This is a genomic window from Bradyrhizobium sp. LjRoot220, assembly GCF_964252915.1.
In the GTDB taxonomy this organism is placed as follows: domain Bacteria; phylum Pseudomonadota; class Alphaproteobacteria; order Rhizobiales; family Xanthobacteraceae; genus Bradyrhizobium.
The window spans coordinates 1-23672 of the sequence record NZ_CAXUPS020000016.1; the positions used below are offsets into that span (position 1 = coordinate 1).

The following is a 23672-nucleotide window of genomic DNA, read 5'->3' on the forward strand; positions in this document are numbered from 1 at the left end:
ACGGCTCGTCACTCGCGATATTTCAGGGCGTCCACCAGCACCGTGAACGCCTGCGATTGCTGGCGGCGGCTCGGGTAATAGAGGTGATAGCCGGGAAACGGCGCGCACCAGTCGTCGAGCACGCGAACCAGCCGTCCATCGGCAACGTACGGCTTGACCTGATCTTCCGGCAGATAGGCGAGACCGTGCCCGGCCATCACAGCGTTCAGCCGCAGTCCGATGTTGTTGAACACCAGGGGACCATCGACCCGCACCTTCAGTTCGCGGCCGCGCTTCTCGAATTCCCAGGCATAGATTCCGCCATAGGTCGGCAGGCGGATGTTGATGCAATCATGCGCCGTGAGATCCTGCGGCTTCTTCGGTATCGGCTTGCGTTCGAAATAGGCGGGCGCGCCGACCACCGCCATGCAAAAATCCGGCCCGATGCGCACCGCGATCATGTCCTTTGCCACCTGTTCGCCAAGGCGAACGCCGGCGTCGTATCGCTCCGCGACGATATCGGTGAGGCCGTAGTCGATCATCAGCTCGATCTTGATGTCGGGATAACGCGGCAGCAGCGCCGTCAAGCACGGCCAGAGTATCGTCTGCGCGGAATGCTCGCCGGCCGTGATCCGGATGGTGCCGGCCGGTTTTTCCCGAAGTTCGGTCAGCGCTGATAGTTCCGAATCGATCTGTTCAAATTTGGGACCGACGGTTCGAAGCAGCCGCTCTCCGGCCTCGGTCGGCGCCACGCTGCGTGTGGTGCGCGTCAGCAGGCGCAAACCGAGCCGCTCTTCCAATCCACGAATGGTGTGACTGAGCGCCGACTGCGAAACGCCGAGCTGGGCTGCGGCCCGCGTAAAGCTGCGTTCCCGCGCCACCGCGAGGAACGCCATGAGATCGTGCGTGTTTTTCCCGAGCATTGGTGAGCCAGACTCATAACTGCATGCGGATTATTAGGCCTAATGCGAAATCGTTGCACTGGCTAAATGCCGAAAGCCACGCGGTCGTTACCTGCGCGATGCGAGCTCTCCGCAACCTTGGTCCGCGATCAGCGTTAGGGGACGAGATTGCGCGATATCGAAGCGGCAAAACGCTCAAGAAGGATTGATGGCATGCGAAGCCCCGGCGATTTCAGATTCTCTCGGCGCGACCTGTTGATCGTCGGCGCCGCTACCCTCACGGCGCCAGCCGTTGCGGTGACCACGGCGCCCTTTGTGGCCAAGGCCGAAGTCGCCCTGAAGCCTGCAGTTCCCGGAACTCCCGTGATGTCCAAAGTTTCCTTCAACGTGAACGGCAGGGCGCACGAACTCGAGGTCGATACGCGGACCACGCTGCTCGATGCGTTGCGCGAGAATTTGCATTTGACCGGAACCAAGAAGGGTTGCGATCACGGCCAGTGCGGCGCGTGCACCGTCATCGTCGACGGGCGCCGGATCAATGCTTGCCTGACGCTGGCGGTGATGCACGAGGGCGAGAGCGTCACCACCATCGAGGGATTGGGCACGCCAGAAAACATGCATCCGATGCAGGCCGCGTTCGTCAAGCATGACGGCTATCAATGCGGCTATTGCACGCCCGGGCAGATCTGCTCGGCGGTCGCCGTGCTCGACGAGATCAAGGCCGGCATCCCGAGCCACATCAGCGCCGATCTGAGCGCGGCGCCGCAATTTTCGGCCGCTGAGCTGCGCGAGCGGATGAGTGGCAACATCTGCCGTTGCGCGGCCTATTCCAACATCGTCGATGCAGTAACCGAAGTCGCCGGGAGGCGGGCATGAAATCCTTCACCTATAAACGCGCAAAAACTCCCGCCGAGGCCGCCGCGGCCGCCGCCGATAGCCCAGACGCCAAGTTCATTGCGGGCGGCACCAATCTGCTTGATCTGATGAAGCTCGAGATCGAGACGCCGGAGCGGTTGATCGACGTCAACCACCTCGAACTCGACAAGATCGCGCCGACCTTCGATGGCGGTCTGCGGATCGGCGCGCTGGTGCGCAACACCGATCTTGCGGCAGATGAGCGGGTGCGGCGCGACTATGGCGTGCTCGCGCGCGCGCTGCTCGCGGGCGCTTCCGGGCAATTGCGCAACAGGGCGACCACCGCGGGTAATCTGCTGCAGCGGACGCGTTGCCCGTATTTCTATGACACCAACCTGCCGTGCAACAAGCGCCAGCCCGGCAGTGGCTGCGCGGCGATTGGCGGGTTCAGCCGTCAGCATGCCGTGATCGGCGCGAGCGAGGCCTGCATCGCGACCCATCCGAGCGACATGGCGGTGGCGATGCGCGTGCTCGACGCGACCGTGGAAACGGTGCGCCCTGACGGCGCCGCGCGAACCGTCCCGATCGCGGAGCTCCACCGGCTGCCCGGCGAGACGCCGCACATCGAGACCACGCTGGCGCGGGGTGAGCTGATCACCGCCGTGACGTTGCCAAAACCGGTCGGCGGCAAGCAGCTCTATCGCAAGGTGCGCGACCGCTCGTCCTATGCCTTCGCGCTGGTCTCGGTCGCCGCCATCGTGCAGCGCGACGGCTCCGGGCAGGTCGCGCTCGGCGGCGTCGCCCACAAGCCGTGGCGCGTCGAGGCGGCGGAGGCCGCGCTGCCGCGCGGCGCGCGGGCCACCGTCGCGCAATTGCTTGGCGAGGCGAAGCCGACGCGCGAGAACGCATTCAAGCTGCCGCTGGCCGAGCGCACGCTCGCCGCGGTGCTGACAGAGGCGAGAGGCTGAGCCATGAAATTCGATACCCCGGCCACCACGAATCCAATCGACCAGCTCAAGGTGATCGGCCAACCCGTCAGCCGGATCGACGGTCCGCGCAAGACCACCGGCACCGCAACCTATGCCTATGAATGGCACGACGCGGCGCCGAAGCCGGCCTATGGCTACATCATCGGTTCAGCCATCGCCAAGGGCCGCATCAATGCGATCGACCTGACCGCAGCCAGGGCCGCGTCGGGTGTGCTTGCCATCGTCACGGCCGAGAATGCCGGCAAGCTCGAGAAGGGGAGTCTCAATACCGCCAGACTGCTCGGCGGCCCCGAGATTCAGCACTATCACCAGGCCATTGCGGTGGTGGTCGCGGAGACGTTCGAACAGGCGCGCGCGGCGGCGCAACTGGTCCGCGTCGATTATAGCAGTGACAAGGGCGCGTTCGAGCTTGCGAAGCTGACGGACTCCGCCAGGCCTGAGAAAATTACGGGCGGTCCTGCCGATACCTCCGTCGGCGATTTCGCCACCGCTTTTGCCGCGGCGCCGGTTCAACTCGACGCTACCTACACCACGCCCGACGAAGCGCATGCGATGATGGAGCCGCACGCCACGATGGCCGCCTGGGAGGGCGACAAGCTGACGCTGTGGACCTCGAACCAGATGATCGCCTGGAATGTGGCTGACATCGCCAAGACGCTGAACATACCGAAGGAGAAAGTTCGGCTGATTTCGCCGTATATCGGCGGCGGCTTCGGCGGCAAGCTGTTTCCGCGCGCCGACGCGCTGCTCGCCGCACTCGGGGCGCGGATGGCCGGACGGCCGGTCAAGGTGGCGCTGCAGCGGCCGCTGATGTTCAACAACACCACGCATCGTCCGGCGACAATCCAGCGCATCCGCATCGGTGCGGCCAGGGACGGCAAGATCACGGCGATCGGCCATGAGAGCTGGTCCGGCGATCTGCCCGGCGGCAAGCCCGACGGCGCGGTCAGCCAGACGCGGCTGCTCTATGCCGGCGCCGACCGCATGACCGCGACCCGGTTTGCGACGCTCGATCTGCCGGAAGCCAATGCGATGCGCGCGCCGGGCGAGGCGACCGGGATGATGGCGCTCGAGATCGCGATCGACGAGTTGGCGGAGAAGCTCGGGCTCGATCCGGTCGAGTTGCGCATTCTCAACGATACCCAGGTCGATCCGGAAAAGCCGGAGCGGCCGTTCTCGCAGCGCCGTCTGGTCGAATGCCTGCGCACCGGCGCCGAGCGCTTCGGCTGGAGCAAGCGCGTTGCGCAGCCGGGCAGGGCGCGCGACGGGCGCTGGCTGGTCGGCACTGGTGTCGCCGCGGCGTTCCGCAACAACCTGCTGACGAAATCGGCGGCGCGGGTCCGGCTCGACAGCAGCGGCGTCGTCACGGTCGAGACCGACATGACCGATATCGGCACCGGCAGCTATACGATCATCGCACAGACCGCCGCCGAGATGATGGGCGTGCCGTTCGAGAAGGTGGTGGTCCGCCTCGGCGATTCGGCCTTTCCGGTGTCGGCAGGATCGGGCGGACAATGGGGCGGCAACAATTCGACGGCCGGCGTCTATGCGGCGTGTATCAAGTTGCGTGAGGCCGTGGCGCAGAAGCTCGGCGTCAACTCCGCCGAAGCGGTGTTTGCCGACGGCCAGGTCAAATCGGGCAATCGCAGCGTGCCGCTGGCGCAGGCCGCAGGTGACAAGGAACTCGCCGCAGAGGACGCCATCGAATATGATGGCGAACTCGCCAAGAAACACCAGCAGTCGACCTTCGGCGCGCACTTCGTCGAAGTCGGCGTCGACACCGCGACCGCCGAAATTCGCGTGCGGCGCATGCTTGCGGTGTGCGCCGCCGGCCGCATCCTCAATCCGAAGACGGCGCGCAGCCAGGTGATCGGCGCGATGACCATGGGGGTCGGCGCTGCGCTGATGGAAGAGCTCGTGGTCGACAAGCGCCACGGCTTCTTCGTCAATCATGATCTCGCCGGTTACGAGGTGCCGGTGCATGCCGACATCTCGCACCAGGACGTGATCTTCCTCGACGAAACCGATCCGATGTCGTCGCCGATGAAGGCCAAGGGCATCGCCGAACTCGGCATCTGCGGCGTCGCTGCCGCCGTCGCCAACGCGACCTACAACGCGACCGGCGTGCGGGTGCGCGACTATCCGATCACGCTCGACAAGCTGCTCGACCGGCTGCCGGAAGTGGGATGAGCGCCAATCCCGCTCCGCGCCCGCGATGATCACGCGCCGACACCTGCTTGCAGCCAGCGGCGGCCTCGCCATGCTGGCGGCTCGACCCGTTGCCGCAACGACGGCACCCACACCACCAGGGACAATAGCCATGGACATCAAACGAAGCGGCTCGCAGCCCTCTGGCAAAGGACCGGCGGATTATTTCACCGGCAGCGTGCGCGTCGATCCGCTGTTCAAGGCGACCGATCCAGCGCGCGTCGTCGGTGCCAGCGTCACCTTCGAGCCCGGCGCGCGCACGGCGTGGCACACCCATCCGCTTGGACAGACATTGATTGTCACGTCCGGCTTTGGCCTGGTGCAGCATTGGGGCGGAGCGATCGAGGAAATCCGGCCCGGCGACGTGATCTGGTTTCCGCCCGGCGAGAAGCACTGGCACGGAGCGGCGCCGACCACGGCAATGACGCATCTGGCCATTCAGGAGGCGCTCGACGGCAGACCGTCGACTGGATGGAAAAGGTCAGCGACGCGCAATATTCGGCGCGATGAGCCAGCGCGCGGGATTCCTATTTCGGCGCCGTTTCGACCGCAGATGAGGCAACGCAATCGGCGCAAGTCTTGATTGCCGCGCGAACCGAAATTTCCACATAACACCAAGTACGGGCAGGTGCTTGGCTATGGCCGGCGGTCGGTGGGAACCACCGGGGTCGGGTTCCCGCCGCCGCAACCTCTCCATCGTGCCGCCTTGCTTTGGTCAAACCGGAATGAGGTAACGGAAACGACGTGTGAGGAAATTCTGGGGCTGGAAGTCGTCGATCTCACGAAATCCGCCGGCCGCACTTGGCAGAGCTGGGCAAAAATCTTGGGGCAGGCTCTCTTGAGGCGGGGGACATTCGATCGAGTACGGAGCGCCAATGCAAGCCATCCTGAAACCGAAACCAATCGATGATCCGCACGATATGCTTGTGGTCGCACCCGATGCCGTCAAGGTGACACCTGCGGAGGACCAGCGGGCGCCGGATGCCGTGCGCGCGCCTTCGGGTCCGCAGCAGCACATCGAACCAGTCTTCCCGGGCGGAGCAGCGGTGCCGCCGGTCGACGCCACCTTTCGCGCAACCGCGGTCGATGAAATCACGTTTCGCGCCGCCGCCGTCGAAGATGTCCTGGCCAAGAGCCGCCGCCGGTCGAGGTCGTCGATGGTGAGGCGCGCGATGCGTGCCGTCACCGCGCTGGTGCTGGCGGGCTGTATCGGCGGCGCGGCCATGGCCTGGCATTACCATGCCGAGGCGGCTCAGCAGATCATCGCGGAATGGGCGCCGCTGTTTGCCCGGAAGTCATCGCAGCCTGCGGAAAAGACCGGGCTCACCGCGCAGCCGGTGCTGGCTGGCGTCGATGCCGACGCCGACGCGCCGAATGTTTCAGCGGCTCAACCTGCGCCTCAGGCACAGGCCGCAGCCGAAACGGCAGCGCCAGCGGTAGCCGCTACGCCAGCGGCCGCTACACCGTCGGCCGCTACGCAGTCGGCCGCCGCGCCGCCGGCCGCGGCCGCGCCCGCAGACCCGTCGCAATCGCTCCAGACGATGGCGCGCGATCTTGCCAGCGCAAACCAGGAGATCGAACAGCTCAAGGCCAGCGTCGAGCAGCTGAAGGCCAGCCAGCAGCAACTCGTGGCGATGCTTTCGGAGAAATCTGCCGCGCAAAACGTGCGCGCCAAAAGACCGGCAGCGCCGCAGCCGGCCGCCACAGGAGCGCCGGCGCGCACGTCGGTGCCGCCCGCGCAACCGCGGCCGCCACGGCAAGCTGCCGCTCCGATCTCGTCATCAGCCGCCGTGCCGCTGGCGTCGCCACCCTACGTGCCGCGACAGGGTGAGCCGCTAACCGCGGCTGAAACGCTGAGCGATCCGGAATTGGCCTCGGTGCCCCGGCCGCCGATGCCGTTGCGTTAAGGACCGCCCCTTAGGCCTGACTTCGGAGGTCGCGAAAGGCGTCGTCCAGCCTATCGAGCGCCTCGATGAGAACGGGACGCGGCGTGGCGAAGTTGAACCGCAGCCAGGTCTCGCCGCCGGGCCCGAACTGCTCGCCGGGGCTGGCAAAAATGCGTGCGCGGTCTCTCACCCGTGCGGCGACATCAGCTGCGGTCAATCCCGTTCCGGAGAAATCGACCCAGGCGAGATAGGTGGCATCGAGCCGCATCGCGCGCGCGCCAGGCGCCGCTCGCTCAATTCGTGTGGCGAGCATGTCGCGATTGCCGGCAAGATACGGCAGCAGCGCATCGAGCCAGGCCTCGCCGGTTCGCCAGGCCGCCTCGGTCGCGATCATGCCGAAGGCGTTGTAGGAGGCGAGCCCGCTTGCCGCGATACGCGCGTCGAGCCGCGCCTTCAGCGCCGGGTTCGAGGTGACGCAGGCGCCGACATGGGCGCCGGCGAGATTGAAGGTCTTGGTTGCGGCGAAGCTGGTGATCAGGCGATCGGCGATCTCGGGTGCGGCTGACAGCGTCGGCGTGTGCCTTACGCCGCCGAGCAGCAGGTCGCAATGGATCTCGTCGGAAATCAGAATGAGATTATGTTCGGCGCAGAAGGCGGCAAGGCCGCGGATTTCCTCTGGAGACCAGACGGTGCCGCCCGGATTGTGCGGGCTGCAGAAGAACACGATTTTGGTGCGTGGCGTGAGTTGCCTTGCGAGCGCATCGAGGTCCATCTCGTAACGGCCCTGACGCTCGACCAGTTGCGCGTCGAGGATGCGCCGCTCGTTGGCGAGAATGATCTTGCGGAAGGCATGATAGGCCGGTGGAAACACCACGACCTCATCGCCCGCTTCGGTGACGGCTTGCAGGATCAGGCCGAGGCCCGAGACCACACCGGGCGTCGGGCTGACCCACGCCGGGTCGATCGCAAAATCGTGCCGGTGTGCCATCCATTCTGAAAGCGCCGCTGCCCAGCTGCCGGTATCGGCATAATAGCCGTGGACGCCGCGGGTGACGAGCGCCGACAGCGCTTCGGTGACGCCGGGAGGCGCCGCAAAATCCATGTCGGCGACCCACATCGGAATGCCGTCCGCTGCCGTGATCCCCGAAAGCTTGGCCATCATATCCCACTTCGACGCGTGCGTGCCGCGGCGGTCAATAACGCGATCGAAATCAAACATGGGGATGGTGGCTCCTGCGTTGGCAGCTTTGCGGCGCTGGATGCGCCTGGATTCAAGAACGTGCTGCTCTGGTCGGGTTAGTTGCTTGTGGTGGTGGGTTTCGCTCCGCTCTACCCACCCTACGAAGTGGCATCGGATTATGCCAGCAACACCGCGTCGGCGCCGTTGACGGCATCGGCGCTGTCGATGACGGTCTTTTCCAGCGAAGTGGCCTGCACTGAAATGTTTTCGGCAAAAAACCTTGCCAGCGTGACATAGCGCTGCGCATCGCCGCCGGCATCGCTCTTGGCCGCCAGCGCTTCGCCGGCGAGCATGCAGCCGCCGAGCGTCGAGCCGAACAGCCGCAAGTATGGCGTGGCACCCGCCAGCGCGTCGTTAGGCGCGGAGGCGACCTTCTCCAGCAGCCATTTGCTGGAACGTTCCAGCGAGCCGAGCGCGTCGCGCAGTTTTGCCCCCGTGGTGCCGAAGGCCGGATCGTTGGAAGCCTCGACCTGTTTGACGATGCCGTTGAGTTCGTCGAGCAGGGCCCAGACCGAGGCGCCGCCATTGGCGCCAAGTTTTCGCGTCACGAGATCGATCGACTGGATGCCGTTGGTGCCTTCATAGATCGAGGTGATGCGCGCGTCGCGGTAATGCTGGGCGGCGCCCGTCTCCTCGATAAAGCCCATGCCGCCGTGGACCTGCACGCCGAGATAGGCCACCTCGTTGCCGATATCGGTCGAGAAAGCCTTTGCGATCGGCGTCAGCAGCGCGCCGCGGGCGGCGGCGTCGGCGCGGACCTTGGCATCCTTGGCGCGCACCGAAATATCCAGCGCGACGGCGGTGGCGTAGCAGATGGTGCGCGCGGCGGCCGTCATGCTGCGCATCTGCAGCAGCATGCGCTTGACGTCGGGATGCACGATGATGGCATCCATCCCCTCGCCGTTGGAGCCGGCGGCGCGGCCCTGCCGGCGCTCCTGCGCGTAGGCCAGCGCCTGTTGATAAGCGCGGTCGGCGATGCCGACGCCTTCGAGGCCGACGCCGAGGCGGGCCTGGTTCATCATCGTGAACATGCAGAGCATGCCGCGGTTCTCTTCGCCGATCAGGTACCCGATCGCGCCGCCGCTGTCGCCCATCGTCATGGTGCAGGTCGGCGAGGCGTGCATGCCGAGCTTGTGCTCGACGCCGCTCGGATAGATGTCGTTCGGCGCGCCGAGCGAGCCGTCGGCATTGACGAGGAATTTTGGAATCAGAAAGAGCGAGATTCCCTTGGTGCCCGCGGGCGCATCGGGCAGACGGGCCAGCACGAAATGCACGATGTTATCGGTCATGTCGTGGTCGCCATAGGTGATGAAAATCTTTGTGCCCTTGATGCGATAGCTGCCGTCCGGTGCGCGCTCGGCGCGGGTGCGCAGCGCGCCGACGTCGGAGCCCGCTTGGGATTCGGTGAGCTGCATGGTGCCGGTCCATTCACCCGACACGAGCTTTTCCAGATAGATCCGCTTCAACTCCTCGCTGCCATGGGCGTCGAGCGCTTCGATCGCGGAGAGCGTCAGCAGCGGGCAAAGGCCGAAGGCGATGTTGGACGCGCTCCAGATCTCGGTGCAGGCGGCGTTGATCGCCAGCGGCAGGCCCTGGCCGCCGAACGCTTCCGGGCCCGACACCGCGTTCCAGCCCGCGGCTGCCCAGCGCTGATAGGCGTCGGGCCAGCCGGGTGCGGTCGTCACCTTGTTGCCCTCAAGCTTGATGCCGTGCTCGTCGCCTACTCGGTTCAGCGGCGCCAGCACGTCGCCGGCGAATTTGCCGGCTTCCTCCAGCACGGCCGCGGTAATGTCGCCGTCGAAATCGCCGTAATGACCGGCTTGCACGGCGGCCTTGAGGCCGGCGCCATGGTTGAGGGCCAGCAGGATGTCGTTGATCGGCGCGCGGTAGGTCATGACGGTTACTCGCTTGGACGGGACTAGCGGGTTGCCGTATTCCCACGAAACCGCGGTTCTCTCAACTCTCCGATGGGCGGGGAGGTCGGGCGTGGAGAGGCCGGGTGGTTTGAGGCCATCGCGGCAGGGCGTCCACACCGGACGAGCCCTCAGGCCCATTAAAGATGGTCGTCTTTCCAGGCTGATTCAGGCCCAAATTCGCAGCCTATCCGTTTGATTGAGCGTGATCTTTCCGGAAAACGGGTGCCCACCCTTCCGGATCATGCTCTAGCCGGTTGAAATGGCTCACCTCTCTCTATAGACCGGCGGGGCCGGAGGGGAATCCGCCGCAGGCTTCCTGCCGCGTTCCCGAGAGGCCTGTTGGGGCGTAGCCAAGCGGTAAGGCAGCGGATTTTGATTCCGCCATTCGGAGGTTCGATCCCTCCCGCCCCAGCCAGCCGCAAGTGAGGGCTTTCGGCCTTGAGGACGCATCCCGCGACGACACGCTCCATTCCCTGCATTCTGGCTGCAATCGCGGCGGCAGTGCTGCTTGCGCTCCCCGCCGTCGCCGCCGAACCCACGCCACAGCAACCGGCCGTCGCCAACCCGACAAACGCTATTCCACCGGCAGAACTCTATCGCGCGCAGACCATCGTGACGGGACAGGGCGAGGCAAACCGCATCCTCGGCTTCGCAGCGTGCCTGGAAGACGTTCTCATCAAGGTAAGCGGCATGCTGCAGCTTACGGGCGACCCGCGCCTCGACCCATACAAAGCCGATGCTGCGAAACTGGTTCGGGACTTTTCCTACCGCGATGAAAAGGGCGGCAAGCCGAAGAACGACGAGCAGGGTACCCGCGACCGCTCCTTCATTCTGACGGCCGAGTTCGACGAGGCCGCCATCAACGCCATACTTGCCAAGCTGGGCGCCAAGCCATGGCTTACCCGCCGCCCGGTGCTTGGCGTCTTCGTGGAGATGCAGCCGGGCGCGCGACGATACCTGGTTGCAGCCGACTCGAAAGAGACGGATCTGCAGCGGGCTGCCCTGCTGGCGGCCGCGGCCAAGCGGGGAATGCCCATCGTGCTGCCCGATGCCGCAGCGCTGGCCGGCGCCGGCGCCAATGAGCATGCGCTTGCGGGCATCGCGCCCGCGAAGATCGCTGAAGCCGTGGCCGGGCGAGGCGGGGAGGTTGTGCTGATCGTCCGCCTGGTCTGGGACGATCAAGAGCTGCGGTGGAACTCGGACTGGCAGCTCCATTGGCAGGGCAGGTCGCGGCAATGGCAGCTTGCGGCCGTCACGTTCGACGAGGCCTTCCGGCAAGGCATCGGCGCCGCGGCGCAGATCATCGCCGGGCACCAACGCAATTCGGCAAGGCAGCGGTGACTCGGATCGATGCGCGATAACATCATGCAGGCGGATATCAAAGTCTCGTTCATAGGTCCTCAAGACATCTACGAATCGCGGATTACATAGGCAGCAAGGCGACTGATAATTGGCTTGCTCGCCCACGATGCAAAGCAGACGTTGGCACACGAGGGCAGCTAAGGACCACAGGAGTGCTCCACTCAGCTAACAAGTGTTTCGTTCTCGAATTCTGAAAATGATCAGAAGCGAAATGAGTTTGGGACAGTGCGGCTGCCGGATTACTCCGCTTGCGATCCTGGAAATTTGAGCGTTGAATTCGTCGCGTCATGCGCGGCCGCGATGCAATTTTTGAGCGAGCAGGGACGGTGTGACGAGCCGGCCTGCTGACCGCTATGAGGCAGCCAGACACACACACAGCCTCCATGCGAGCAACGATCAGCACACGCTTCGGTCATCAACAGGGAGGAGAGCGATGAGCACTTGGCTTAGTGAACGAGAGCAGCGCCTCGTCGCGGGTGCGGAAGCGGCATCGGCGGCAACGCCGATCCCCACTCAAATTGTTTCCAACGGCGAGTATCTCCCGCCCCCGCAGAGCGCCACACAGAAGAAGGTCGAAGCGCGGATCAATGAACTCGCCGACCTGAACGGCAAGCACCTCGGCTTGAGCCGCAGGCAGTTCCTGCACACGAGCTGCGGCATGGCGGCGGCATTTCTCGCCATGAACGACATCTACGGCAATGTTTTCCAGGTCTCGCCCGCAGAGGCCCGCGAGCCCGAGCTGATGCTGGCGCGCTCGCAAGGCCTCGCCGGCCAGTTCATCTTCGACGTCCAGACCCATTTCGTGCGCGACGACTTCGATCACAAGGAGCTGCTGGGTCTGGCGGACTTTGCGAGCCAGCACTGGAACCCGAAGATGAAGGAGGAGGGCGTCTCCTCGCTCGCCCGCTACAAGTTCCAGAACTATGTGAAAGAGATCTACTACGACAGCGACACCCAGATTGCGCTGTTGAGCGGCGCACCGTTCGACGATCCGAGCTGGTGGCTTCTGTCCAACGAGCAGATCGTCAAGGCACGCGAACTCATCAACGACTTCGCTGGCTCGCGCCGCCTTTTGGCGCACAGCGTCATCACCCCAAAGCAGCCCGGCTGGATGGAGGAGGTCGACAAGGCGATCGAGGTCTACAAGCCGGATTCCTGGAAGTCCTACACGATCGGCGATCCGCTGGCGCCCTCCAAGTTCCCATGGCGGCTCGACGACGAGCAGGTGATGTATCCGTTTTACGAAAAAGCGGTGAAGGCCGGAATCAACACGCTATGCATCCACAAGGGGTTGCTGCCGCCGGATTACGAGAAGTCGTTCGCCGGCGTATGGGAATATGCCACCGCGTGGGACATCGGAAAGGCGGCGAAGGACTGGCCGCAGATGAACTTCGTGATCTATCACTCGGCGCTGCGGGCTTTCCTCGAACTGCCGGACAAGGCCTGGGCCGAGTTTGAGCAGACCGGCCGCATCCAGTGGGCTACGGATCTCGCGGAAATCCCGCAAAAGTTCGGCGTCACCAACGTCTATGCCGAGCTAGGCACATCCTTTGCCAACTCGGCGGTGGCGCATCCGAAGTTCTGCGCCGCGCTGGTCGGCACGCTGATCAAGGGTATGGGGGTTGATCACGTCATGTGGGGTACTGACTCGGTCTGGTACGGCTCACCGCAATGGCAGATCGAGGCGCTGCGCCGCCTCGAAATTCCCGAGGACATGCAGAAGAAATACGCCTTTGCGCCGCTCGGCGACGCCAATAGCGCCACCAAGCAACTGATCTTCGGCGGCAACGCCATCAAATTCTACAAGATCAGACTGAAAGCGGCTGAGAACACCAGGATGCCGGCCTTTTCCGAGGACCGTCTCGCTTCGCTCAAGAGCGAGTACGCGCTGGCGGCCAAGGCGCCCTCGAACCTGCGCTACGGCTACGTTCGCGCCGCGTAAGTGTCCAATGGCCGCGCCGGCGGAGCAGGCAAGCTTCGCGGGCGCGGTCGATGATTCTCTCCTGCGCCTCGCTTCTCATTGGGAAATGGCGGCCAAGCTGTTGAAATCGCTAAATGGCATTTTTAGATTTTTCCAAATGCGCTTTGAAATCGTCAAATAGTCAAACGGATGTTGATTCCGCCATTCGGAGGTTCGATACCTCCAAGCATCGACCAAGTCGATTGCCTGTCCTACTCAGCCCGGCTCGGCCGTTGATGAAGAAGGTGCCCGGCAATCGTCGGGAACAGCAGCACGGACAAAACCCCGGCAGCGACGAGCGCCGAAGCCGTCTGCGGGCTCATGGTCTTCCCGCGAACACCGATCTCGGTGATTACTACCACCAGCGAAAGCGAGGCGACCGAACTGTAGAGCGCAAAGGAAGTGCGCTCTACGGCCGTCAGATCGTTGCGATACAGCAATACAGGCGCGCCGCGAACGAGCAAAAAGAGCGCAAGGGAGATCGGGACCAGCAGCATGGTCGAGGTGCTGCCGATTATCGAGCCGAAATCGAACTTGATACCGGTGCCGACGAAGAAGAACGGAATGAACCAGCCGAAGAAGATGGCATCAATCTTCATACGCGGCGCTTTGCCTTCGGCTCCCTGGGTCGCCAATCCTACCACCATTCCCGCGGCAAAAGCGCCGAGTATGCTCTCGAAGCCAAATCGTTCCGAGAGCACAAAAAAGGCAGCGAACAAGAGTAACGTGAAACGTACTGGAAGCTGTGAGCTCGCATGCATCGTGCGACCCAGAAGCGCCAGAACGCGCGGCGGCCGTAATCCCAAGCTGATCGCGGCCGCCAAAATCACGACCACGAGGAAAACCATCAGGAAGCCCAACTCCTGCAAAGTGGTATACTGCTTGCTGAGGACCAACGACATCACGACAATCGGTCCTAGCTCGCCCATCGTACCGGCAGCGATAAAAAGGCGTCCGAAGGGTGTGTCGAGTTGATCGGCGTCGCGCAAGATCGGCAGCAGCGTGCCCAACGCGGTTGTCGTCAGCGCCAATGCGACCATCATGGGATCATGCAGCGAACTTGCATGCAGCACGGCTGCGGCAGAAAGTCCAAGAGCGACCGACATTCCCCATCCGCCCAGCGCCAGCCACAACGGCCGGCCCCGAACTCGTTCGAAATCGAGCTCCATGCCTGCCATAAAGAGGGTTGCGGCCATACCGAACGCGAACATCGCGGCCACGATGCCGTCGAAGTGCACCAACCCCAGCACTTGCGGACCAATGATGATTCCCAACACGACTTCGAGCACGACGGCCGGGACGCGAAATCCCACCGGAAGCTCCGCCAGCAACGGTCCAGCGACGGCCACCAGCAATACCAGCAGAACGGCAAAATGTGCTTCGGCAAACATTTTTGGGTATCCAACGCTTGTTCATCGTGTTTCAGGCAGCCACGACGGCGCGTCGTGTTCATTCGGGGACGAGGCCCTGACCTGTCCTCGCAAGCAAACATCGTCAGTTTATGCTGACCATGTCTGAAAAGTGCCATCCTCGACCTAAAATTGCACTGCATTGGATAGCAGAACTTCGAGCGGTCTAAGCCTGGAGGACGCAGGCAAGACGCAGATGGTTCATCCCGGTCCTAAACCCGTGCAATTGTATCGTACGCAATCCTGGTAAACGCCCCGGCATTCGAAGGACGGTATTTGCTTCAAGGAAAAACAGGCGCGATATCGTTCACGGCAAAGATTGGTGCATTGCTGTTTGGCGGTGTGGGCCGCCGCGATGGTGGGAGAAGCGCGTGCATCCAGCGCTTCCGAACTCGATGACAGAAGCGCCACGAAGAGCACAGTAACAACGGAGAACGATTGCTTGGTACGTCTCATGGCTCGGCTCTCCTTGAGTTGAAACACCAGTCCAGTGGTGTAGCGAATTGTCATCAAGGCTTCTTCCGATCTCTCGCCCCGACATTCTCAACCGATGTTAAGCATTTTTCGATGCAGGTCCATGGGACGTCGAATCATCTCGACCTTTCCCGCTCCGGTCGATGGTTGCCAGGAGCTGTTCAATGCAGGCCGTAATCGCAGATCAACCGCAGACTCGCACGCGGCGGATCCGCCAGGCGTGCCCGTCATAGAAGCGCTGCTGCACCCATTCGCAACTGCCGAAATAGTCGTATCGTCCGCGACCTGATCCGTAAGGGGCGGGCTCGTAATAGCGGCCGGGAGTCGCCTCGCCTGTGGTGGCGCCTCGCTGTGCGCTTGCGGGCGTCGCGGCGAGCGAACCTGCAATCGTCGCGGTCGCGACGAAGGCGACAAAGTTCTTCTTCATCCCGATGCGAGTCTCGACCTTGTCGGGCGGCAGAATCCGATCGGGGATCTCGTTGTCGAGTTCGGGTGTCGGCGCACCGCCAGCGGCGAGTGTTCGCGTGTAGGCGCCTGTCAGGGGCACTGCAGCCAGTGCGGCGCGAACAAAGACGTGTACGTCGATGAGCTTCATGTCGGCTTCCCCTCTCGTTGGCCCTGTCGCTTACTTCAATTCTCCCCGTGCCTGTCCTGAGATCGCTACCTGAGGGCCTACTCGGCCACGGCCAGCGCATGTTCGGCAAGAATGTCCGAGTTATATGTCAGATGCGGGCGCAAGAGCTAGATCCACGGCAGCCGATAATCGCGCTCCCGATCTTCGAAGAAACTGAAGCCATCACATTGGACCAAAGGGAAATATCATTCCTGTGCGAAGGCGCCCAAGCTTGCCAAAGCCGCTAGCTCGGCTCGCAGCTTGTCTGGTGTCATATGTCCGATCAGCATCGATCTAGGGTCCCGGCACGCGCCCCCGCAGATAGGTCGCGATGGTTGGTCGAGGAAGCGGAGAACCTGGTCCTGGCCAACGTCCAGGCTCCAATTGAAATTTCAACATTGTGTCGAGCGCTGGCTGTCAGCGAGCGGACCTTGCGCAAGGCATTTCAAAAGATCCACCAGTTGCCGCCCTGCCGCCGGCTGCGTTGGTTGAGGTTGTCCCATGCAAGGAGGGCGCTGATGTCGGTCGGCGGTAGCTCGGTGACCGAAATCGCCACCGGTCTTGGCTTTGTTGAACTGGGGCGTTTCTCGGTTGAATACCGAAAAACATTTGGAGAGCGCCCTTCGGAAACCCTCCGTCAAGCAATGCGAAACAGAATTGCGGCGTATGCCATTGATCAACGTACCTAGCATGGCAAAGAGCCGCCCTGTTTCGCAAACACGGTGAGGCGAGTTCTGCGGCTTAAACCCACATCGATGCCTGTCCGAGGGATCTCTCTACAATCGCGCGCGAAATGAGTTCAGCGCGCGGCGCGTAACTGGAGAGATGAAAGGCCCAGCGTGACATTCAGGGCAACCGATCCCTCGACGGAGACCGGTTGCAAGGCAAAGCTCCTTCCGGAGCCGCCGACCAACACGTTGACGCCGGCTCCCAGCCCCATTCCGACTTCGCCGGTGGCGCCGACGTATTCGCCGGCAAGCGCCCCCGGCGGGGGACCGGCGGTCGGCGCGAGCACGGCCCAGCCCAATACGCCCCCTGCCGAAATGCCGATATCGACGCCGACGGTATTGAGCGCGCCCTCATAGAGCTGTACCGGCTGAGGCGGGTTTTGCACGAAGCGGCATTCCATCGATTGATGGCCGAAGATCACGAAGCCAATGCTGGGGTTCAGCTTGCACGTCAGCATTCCCACCTGGGTCCAATTCCTGGGAGCCTGCGCCATCGCCGCCTGAGCGCTTGTCAACAGCGCCACTGCGAGGATCAAGGATCGAAGCATCTTCGTTCTCCCTCAAGAGATTGGTAGTCGGAATTGTCGTGCGGGGATCCGCTCCCTAGCGTCGGCCGCCCATCAGCCGCAGCAGCATCATGAACAGGTTGATGAAGTTGATGTAGAGCGACAGCGCGCCCATCACGGCCTTGCGGCCTGCCGAAGTGGCGTCATCGCCGCGGTCGTACATCCCCTTGATCCGCTGGGTATCGTACGCCGTCAGGCCCGCGAAGACGCCGACTCCGATGATGGAGATCAACCAATCCAGCCCGCTCGATCGCAGGAATAGATTGACCAGGCTTGCGATAATGACGCCGATCAGGCCCATGAAAAGGAAAGTGCCAAATCCTGACAAGTCCCGCCGTGTTGTGTAACCCCAAAGGCTGAGCGCGCCGAAGGCCGCCGCCGAGATAAAGAACACGCGCGTGATCGATGACTCCGTATAAATGTGAAAGATGGTCGACAACGATACGCCGACAAGGGCCGCATAAAGCAGGAACAGTCCTCGCGCAGCTGCTGCCGACAACGTGTTGATCCGCGCGCTGATGAAGAACACCAGCGCCAGCGGCGCCAGCATCAGCACCCACATCAGCGGGCTTTGAAGTAGTTCGGGGCCGGTCAATTGGTAGGTCAAGAACGCGGCAATTCCGGTCAAACCAACGCCGGCGGCCATGTAATTGTACACGCGCAGCATGAAGGCGCGGAGGCCGAGGTCTATCGCGGAAGCGGCATTTGTTGCCACACCGGGCGCAGCTGCATTTTCATCGTAGTTCGACATGAGGCGTGTCTTTCTTAAAAAATGCCGCTACGCAGAGGTAGGCTATCGACTTTAGTGTGTAAGCTAGTTATCGCGCTGATATCAGCCGTTTCGCCAAGTCATTCCGACCTCGGTGACATAAAAAATAGAGCGGAATCCTGTCCGACGCTATGCAGTTTCGGTACGTCCAGAAGGTGATTGGGCCGGGTGCCAACCGATCCGTCGGCGATATCGGCTCTAACGAGTCCGCAGGTCCAATCAATCAGCTGCCGAAATTGCATAGCGCACGCAAATGGCCGGAATACTCTTCCCGATTGACTTCTCGACACCGTCACTCGCTCACGAGAATTTATGGCGCTCGATGAAATGCGGCGTACGGAAGCCCGGGCTGTCCACATGTCGCGGCAAACGACCCGATCCACCGCGGCGGCTGGATGAAACGATCGTTTGGAACTGGCTGATTTGATCTTGTACATCCGATATCTTCGGCGAACGTCAGTGTATGTTGACCGGTGAGCAGGTAGCGAATGACGCGGGAACCGATTCCTCGTAAACCGGAACGCAAGGAGCGGCTCACCATCGCGGATCCGGCCTGGCCGTGGATCAACTCGATCGGGCTCGCCATGGTCGTCGGCATAATATATTTCCTGGCGGCCAGACTTAGTCTTTCGCTACTGACGAAGCCCGATGGCGTTGCGGTGTTCTGGCCAGCCTCCGGCGTTGCCGCGGGTGCCATGATTTCACTTGGTCACCGGGCGAAATGGCCGGTGGCCATCGGAGCAGCTGCAGCAACAATCGCCGCCAATCTCCTCGGGGACCGAAGCCTTGCAGGCGCGGTCACGTTCGCCCTGTGCAACGCCGGAGAAGCGATGCTCGCCGCTGGCCTTATCCGGCGCTATTTTGGCCCTGAGTTCACCCTCCACAGCCTTCGCTCGGTTTTGGGCTTGCTGGCTGCAGCAATGGTAAGCTGCGCGATCTCGGGAGTCGGTGGAGTTGCAGGCTTCAAGTTGTTTCACCTTTCGCCCGCGTCGAGTGCGAGCATCTGGCAGCACTGGTTCGCATCCGACGCACTTGGCATTCTAACGGTAGCGCCGCTGCTAATCGGAGCAGCCGCGGCCGCGCGTGACCACCCGCCGCAGAACGAAGTACTGGAAGGTGCGCTAGCACTGTTCGCAATTACGCTGACCAGTACACTTGTGATCTTTCTGCCGCGTGTTCCATTCGTGAACGTGGTGCCGATTGTTGTTTTATTCCCTCTATTGCTCTGGCTGGCGGCTCGATGCCAGCCGGTATTCGCCGCGGGAGCCGCGTTCATCATTGCGTTGACGATCGTGTGGACAACCACGTTCGGCATTGGCTTCTTTGGTGACCCAGACCGCCCGATCGAGGACCGCATCTTGGGCGCCCAGGCGAGCATTTTGACAACGTCACTTTGTACGCTGATTCTCGCCGCGCTATTCGCAGAGCGGCGTCGCCAGGAGGCCGCCCTCAGGGAAAGTGCTGCGCGCCTGGAAAAGGCCCTCGCGGCGGGGGCCGTGATGACCTTTGAGTGGGACGCGCGTACCGGTTTATCAAGTCGCAGCGAGAATGCGGCAAGTCTCCTCGGATACCATCCACGAGCGCCGCTTTCGGCCGTTAAATTTCTGGCGCTGATTCATCCCGAAGATCGCGAGCACTTCTGCGCGCAGATGAGGAGTGTCCGACCCGACCAGCCATCCTATTCCGTCACATTTCGCGTGATAGGTTCGGACACTCGAGAAATGTGGCTTGAAGAAACGGCGACAGCCGAATTTGACGCTGCTGGAAACTGCCTGCACATCAAGGGTCTGACGCGTGACATCACGAAAGCGAAGCGGGCTGAACAGCACCAGCGCGCGCTGGTCGCAGAACTCGATCATCGTGTCAAGAACGTGCTCGCGCGCGTTGCCGTGGTCGCCATGTATACGCGCGAGCGCAGTGGCACCATAGACGAGTTCATCCAGGCGCTCGATAGCCGCATCCAGAGCATGGCGGTTGCGCATGAACTGCTAAGCCACGGTAGTTGGCGAGGCGTTCGCCTTGCAGATCTTGTTCGGCATCAGTTGGCCGCCTGTGCCACGGACGCAAACACGACGACCGGCGGCCCCGAGATCGTGCTCAACGCCGCGGCAACCGAAGCGGTAGGGATGGTATTGCACGAGCTGGTGACCAACGCCGTAAAGTACGGTGCACTATCTACCCCTGAGGGTCGAGTGTCAGTCAGCTGGGAGTACCGCGACAGCGAAGATGAAACAATCGGCCTGACAATCCAGTGGCGTGAGACGGGTGGTCCGTTAGCACCAGCTCCAAGCAAAGTCGGCTACGGAATCAGTCTCATTTGCGAACTGATCCCCCACGAGCTTGGCGGTTCCGTCGACTTGTCGTTCCAGCCCGAAGGCGTGTCATGTAGAATTGAGATACCGCACAGACAGTTGGGATACTCGGCGTGAAAATAGAAACGCCTATCGATTCGGCAATCTAGCAATGATAGGACCCAAGACTGCCAAAAACCGTTCCACGCTGACCGGCTTTTGCAGAACTGCCTCGACTGCTCCAGGCTTTATGGGAGCGGTTGTGAATCCCGTAATGACGATAACCGGGATGCGTTCTTCTTGAAGTCTGTCGAGCAGCGGATTGGCCTGCTCGCCATCTCGCAGGTGGATGTCTACGATCGCCACATCGGGCTTGCACTCGGCGATCAGGCGCTCGGCGTCAGCGATGGCGGCAGCGGGGCCCGCTACATCCGCGCCCAGCGCACGCAGCAGGCGCTTGATGGCGTTTCCGACGTGCCAGGAATCTTCAACCAGCAAAATGCGCACACCTTTAAGTTCCGACGATCCGGACGGTGGCGGCGTATAAGCACTCGAACTGGCTGTCATGACCGCCATTTCAGTGGTACGAAGCCGGATACAATCCGATCGCATCTCTAGATGCGGTGCGGCCAAGCGGTCCCGCGATTACCAAGAGACCGCGATTACCAAGCGACCGTGACGTTCCTTCCCAGATCTGCAGTTTAGCTGTCATCGGATTGGCCGCCTATGCAAAATAGGGCATGGCGGCTAGATCTTGTTGCAGCACCCAGCAAGTAGACCTGTGCGGCCGCCTTGCTGCCGTCAAGAGTACCCAGCGTAGCGCCTGTTCAGCCGCCTCATCTCGGCCGGCTCATCTCGGTCCGTTCTGGTCTTACGGCCTGAGAGCAAGCAGGTTTGCATCCTTGCTACCGTGCTTTTCCAAGTCTGCGAGAATCCCTTGATCGGACAAATCGATCCTTCGCGAGTTCTTCCAGTCCCGACGCGATACCTCGATGAGGCGTTTCAACACCCGCTTGGATTTGGTTTCAATCGCCAGCTCACGCCTAGAGTCGAAGCTGCCCGGACTGAGGTTGATGGATCCGACAATAGCTCGCGTGCCATCCGCGATCACAATCTTGCCGTGCAACTTCAGGCCCTTTAGCAGATGAACTTTTGCCCCGACGTCATGCATAATTCGTAGGCCGCCAATGCCTTCGGCGAGCTTCTTGCCCGAAAGTTTGTGGGGCGCGCGCGCCATGATTCTGACGCGGACCCCGCGAGTCACGGCACGAACGATCCTCTCAACGATAACCGTGTCCTGATAGCGCTCATTTTGAAGCCAGAGCGATTTCTTCGCCTCGTCGATGACGGCCGCGATCCGTTCACGTCCGTTATTGGGGCACCAGAGCAGGCGTGAGTTGCGGTCAGGCTTGAAGGGCTTGCGCGCCCAGTCGGCGTTGAAGCACCTGAGTCATTTCCTTCACTTCGCTCTTCTTGGTCGTGGTGACCGCATAATCGCGTGTTTCGGTGAGGTCGCGTGGTTCCCAATTGAGGGATTCCACGAAACCTATCCTGTCGTCGATAACCATGGACTTCTGATGCGTGAGCGCAAATGCGGCGCTGCTATCGCGGACCTTGACCCCAGCGGCGAGGAGGGCGTTTCGGGCCTTTGCATTCTCGCTCTTGCCATTGCGTCGCCAAGCCGCGCCGGAGACCCGCATATAAAGCCAATGGCATGCGGCGTTCTTCAGTAGCACGGTGGATAAGGATAGTAGCCGCAGGTGGCGCCGTAGCCATTGTAGGGATAGTTGCTGGCGGCCGCCATACCTAGAGCCGCCCCACCCACGGCCGCGGCTCCGACTGCTGCAGCCCCGTAGCCCCCACGATAGTAGGCACCGCGCGCAACGTAGGGGCGGTGCCAGACTCCGGCTGCGCCGACGCGGCCTACGCCAACAGCGCCCCCGTGGACGTAGCCGCCGCCAGCGTGGAAACCGCCAGCGTGGAAGCCGCCGACGCCACCGGCGTGAAAGCCACCCGCGTGGAACCCGCCGGCATGAAAACCGCCGCCAAAGCGGTCTATGAAGAGCGCAGCTGGCCCATCGCCGCCAGTCAACTCGCCTTCGAGCACATCGACGTCGAAGGTCAGTCGGTCACCCTCCAGCTTGGCCGTCTTCAACACCACAACGGCATCGCGGATTTTCGCTCCGTCCTTGCTGAACACAGAGACGGTTGCGTTCGGAGGATCCTTGGCAAAGCTCTGTTCGCTGGTGTTGCTCTTCGACCATTCCTCCATCAGGTCGGTCGTCAATGAATGACCGGCCGCGCGCACCGGCCGGTCCGCGAAGACGATCGAATTCGGCGCCACCCCGTTGAGTACCAGCTGCCCGCCCTGCAGGCTGGCACCGCGCGCATTCATCACGATCAGCGACGGGACAATCTCAGGTTTGGCTTGGCCAATCGTCTTCTGGAGCTGGGCGTGCTGGGTCGCCGGCGCGGTTTGGGCCTGCGCCGATACGAGCCCGGCGAGCAGGAGAGCGATTGTCATACACCTTGTTCTGTTCATATTGGTCATGATGAACTCCGTACCCATCAGCGGATGCGCTGGCTTTCAAAGATGATGGGACAGAGAGTGGCCGAAGAGCTCGCTGCAGGCTATGCGATTTCGGCCTTCTGGACGCTGGAAAGTTCGTATCAAAAAGCCTGCACTTTTTAACTCTGGTCGATCGAGCAACGAGAGGACGAAGTTCAGAATCCGAAGAGCAGGGTTGTCGCGATCGTTCGGAGCGCCGGCATTGCTTCTCAGGATCGTTATCGATGCACGCCTCATTGTTGCGGAGGCGGCCCAATCGGAAGTGGTCCACCCATGCCCGCCGGTCCTTGCGGAGGTGGTGGGGCAGCAGCGCCAGACTGATACCAGGGATTGGTAATGCATTCGGCTTCGAGGCCTGAAGCCGAGGCCTGACAGGCCGCCAGGGTGTTGAATGAGCATCCGCTCCAGCCGGGATTATCCTGTCCCTGCATACAAAAAGGATATTGCGATATGCCAGTCTGGGCAGAGGCCGGAGCGTGATTGATCGTCAGGAGGCCTGCTGCGAACAGCACGGCCAGGGATAGTCGGATCATTGCCGTACCTTCATGACTGGAGCGACGCGCTTCCTTGAAGCGGTGGACTCGACGTGGTTCGACCGCGTTGGTTCTCCGGGCGGAGATTATTCACTCTCCGAATGTTCGCTATGCACATTCGGCATCCTTGGAGGAGCGGCAACAATCTAAACGAGATGACCAAACCTCACGTTGCTGACATGCCACCGCGTCGAAGATCGCACCCGTGATTTGGTCGGGATGGATGGGATCGCGGCGGCCGCAATATGACCTGTTGCCCGGAGGAGGGAGACGTGAGTATGCCCTCATATCTATTCTGCGGTCGGATGAATTCTCGTTCGACCGTCCCAAAATGCCGAATGTGCATAGCGTTCAGGCGACGATTCGAACAACTTCTTCGCTTTAGCGCCTATCGTGACGGTGGTGCGCGCTCGATGCTTTCCG

General features: G+C 62.2%; 21 protein-coding genes, 1 tRNA gene and 1 pseudogene. 11 read left to right on the forward strand and 12 right to left on the reverse strand.

Features of this window, described 5'->3' with window-relative positions:
• Positions 1-8 precede the first annotated feature (8 nt).
• Entirely contained in the window at positions 9-902 is an 894-nt protein-coding gene (locus ACSQ84_RS34750) for a LysR family transcriptional regulator (RefSeq protein WP_436216269.1), read from the reverse strand.
• Positions 903-1094: 192 nt separating this feature from the next.
• On the opposite strand from ACSQ84_RS34750, the gene paoA reads away from it, so the two are divergent.
• The 5 genes and pseudogenes from paoA to ACSQ84_RS34775 all read left to right on the forward strand — a co-directional run bounded on the left by paoA (position 1095) and on the right by ACSQ84_RS34775 (position 6840).
• A complete protein-coding gene (gene paoA / locus ACSQ84_RS34755) occupies positions 1095-1757 on the forward strand; it encodes an aldehyde dehydrogenase iron-sulfur subunit PaoA (protein ID WP_436216270.1) in 663 nt (220 codons plus the stop codon).
• Positions 1754-2704 (forward strand): FAD binding domain-containing protein, encoded by a 951-nt coding sequence (locus ACSQ84_RS34760; RefSeq protein WP_436216271.1) that lies wholly within the window; start codon positions 1754-1756, stop codon positions 2702-2704. Before paoA ends, ACSQ84_RS34760 begins: the two co-directional genes overlap by 4 nt.
• Before the next feature lie 3 nt (positions 2705-2707).
• Positions 2708-4915 carry an aldehyde oxidoreductase molybdenum-binding subunit PaoC gene (paoC, locus tag ACSQ84_RS34765; RefSeq protein WP_436216272.1) on the forward strand — a complete coding sequence of 736 codons (2208 nt, stop codon included), beginning with the start codon at positions 2708-2710 and terminating at the stop codon, positions 4913-4915.
• A gap of 130 nt (positions 4916-5045) precedes the next feature.
• Positions 5046-5443: pseudogene (locus tag ACSQ84_RS34770) on the forward strand ((R)-mandelonitrile lyase).
• A 365-nt stretch (positions 5444-5808) separates the two neighbouring features.
• On the forward strand, positions 5809-6840 hold the full coding sequence (locus tag ACSQ84_RS34775) for a hypothetical protein (protein WP_436216273.1): 1032 nt from the start codon (positions 5809-5811) through the stop codon (positions 6838-6840).
• 10 nt (positions 6841-6850) lie between these two features.
• Here the strand turns inward: ACSQ84_RS34775 and ACSQ84_RS34780 are convergent, their stop codons facing one another.
• Together ACSQ84_RS34780 and ACSQ84_RS34785 are read right to left on the reverse strand one after the other, a co-directional pair.
• Entirely contained in the window at positions 6851-8038 is a 1188-nt protein-coding gene (locus ACSQ84_RS34780; RefSeq protein WP_436216274.1) for a MalY/PatB family protein, read from the reverse strand.
• Between the two features lie 137 nt (positions 8039-8175).
• Entirely contained in the window at positions 8176-9954 is a 1779-nt protein-coding gene (locus ACSQ84_RS34785; protein ID WP_436216275.1) for an acyl-CoA dehydrogenase, read from the reverse strand.
• Between the two features lie 361 nt (positions 9955-10315).
• Here ACSQ84_RS34785 and ACSQ84_RS34790 point away from each other — a divergent pair.
• The 4 genes from ACSQ84_RS34790 to ACSQ84_RS34805 all read left to right on the forward strand — a co-directional run bounded on the left by ACSQ84_RS34790 (position 10316) and on the right by ACSQ84_RS34805 (position 13439).
• Positions 10316-10390: transfer RNA gene (locus ACSQ84_RS34790), tRNA-Gln, on the forward strand.
• A 23-nt stretch (positions 10391-10413) separates the two neighbouring features.
• Entirely contained in the window at positions 10414-11316 is a 903-nt protein-coding gene (locus ACSQ84_RS34795) for a DUF2066 domain-containing protein (protein ID WP_436216276.1), read from the forward strand.
• 454 nt (positions 11317-11770) lie between these two features.
• Positions 11771-13279, forward strand: coding sequence for an amidohydrolase family protein (locus tag ACSQ84_RS34800; protein ID WP_436216277.1), 1509 nt, complete (start codon positions 11771-11773; stop codon positions 13277-13279).
• Positions 13280-13286: 7 nt separating this feature from the next.
• Positions 13287-13439, forward strand: coding sequence for a hypothetical protein (locus tag ACSQ84_RS34805; RefSeq protein ID WP_436216278.1), 153 nt, complete (start codon positions 13287-13289; stop codon positions 13437-13439).
• Positions 13440-13509: 70 nt separating this feature from the next.
• Here ACSQ84_RS34805 and ACSQ84_RS34810 read toward each other — a convergent pair whose 3' ends face one another.
• Together ACSQ84_RS34810 and ACSQ84_RS34815 are read right to left on the reverse strand one after the other, a co-directional pair.
• Positions 13510-14688, reverse strand: a complete 1179-nt coding sequence (locus ACSQ84_RS34810) for a cation:proton antiporter (RefSeq protein WP_436216279.1) — start codon at positions 14686-14688, stop codon at positions 13510-13512.
• A 676-nt stretch (positions 14689-15364) separates the two neighbouring features.
• Complete coding sequence (locus ACSQ84_RS34815; protein WP_436216280.1) at positions 15365-15775, reverse strand: hypothetical protein; 411 nt, start codon at positions 15773-15775, stop codon at positions 15365-15367.
• Between the two features lie 353 nt (positions 15776-16128).
• Here ACSQ84_RS34815 and ACSQ84_RS34820 point away from each other — a divergent pair, with 353 nt between their 5' ends.
• Entirely contained in the window at positions 16129-16482 is a 354-nt protein-coding gene (locus ACSQ84_RS34820; RefSeq protein WP_436216281.1) for a helix-turn-helix domain-containing protein, read from the forward strand.
• Between the two features lie 110 nt (positions 16483-16592).
• Here the strand turns inward: ACSQ84_RS34820 and ACSQ84_RS34825 are convergent, their stop codons facing one another.
• A complete protein-coding gene (locus tag ACSQ84_RS34825; RefSeq protein WP_436216282.1) occupies positions 16593-17069 on the reverse strand; it encodes a DUF992 domain-containing protein in 477 nt (158 codons plus the stop codon).
• A 55-nt stretch (positions 17070-17124) separates the two neighbouring features.
• Positions 17125-17838, reverse strand: coding sequence for a Bax inhibitor-1/YccA family protein (locus ACSQ84_RS34830; RefSeq protein ID WP_436216283.1), 714 nt, complete (start codon positions 17836-17838; stop codon positions 17125-17127).
• 506 nt (positions 17839-18344) lie between these two features.
• On the opposite strand from ACSQ84_RS34830, the gene ACSQ84_RS34835 reads away from it, so the two are divergent.
• Entirely contained in the window at positions 18345-20285 is a 1941-nt protein-coding gene (locus ACSQ84_RS34835) for an MASE1 domain-containing protein (protein WP_436216284.1), read from the forward strand.
• 12 nt (positions 20286-20297) lie between these two features.
• On the opposite strand, the gene ACSQ84_RS34840 is transcribed toward ACSQ84_RS34835, so the two are convergent.
• From ACSQ84_RS34840 to ACSQ84_RS34860, 5 genes are all read right to left on the reverse strand, one after another.
• The gene (locus ACSQ84_RS34840; protein WP_436216285.1) at positions 20298-20714 is read right to left on the reverse strand and encodes a response regulator; all 417 of its coding nucleotides are present in this window, start codon (positions 20712-20714) and stop codon (positions 20298-20300) included.
• A 304-nt stretch (positions 20715-21018) separates the two neighbouring features.
• Complete coding sequence (locus ACSQ84_RS34845; RefSeq protein WP_436216359.1) at positions 21019-21537, reverse strand: phospholipase D-like domain-containing protein; 519 nt, start codon at positions 21535-21537, stop codon at positions 21019-21021.
• A 13-nt stretch (positions 21538-21550) separates the two neighbouring features.
• Complete coding sequence (locus tag ACSQ84_RS34850) at positions 21551-21883, reverse strand: phospholipase D-like domain-containing protein (RefSeq protein ID WP_436216286.1); 333 nt, start codon at positions 21881-21883, stop codon at positions 21551-21553.
• A complete protein-coding gene (locus tag ACSQ84_RS34855; protein WP_436216360.1) occupies positions 21874-22689 on the reverse strand; it encodes a hypothetical protein in 816 nt (271 codons plus the stop codon). The genes ACSQ84_RS34850 and ACSQ84_RS34855 overlap by 10 nt, the downstream gene beginning before the upstream one ends.
• 260 nt (positions 22690-22949) lie before the next feature.
• On the reverse strand, positions 22950-23249 hold the full coding sequence (locus tag ACSQ84_RS34860; RefSeq protein ID WP_436216287.1) for a DUF3551 domain-containing protein: 300 nt from the start codon (positions 23247-23249) through the stop codon (positions 22950-22952).
• Between the last annotated feature and the right edge of the window lie 423 nt (positions 23250-23672).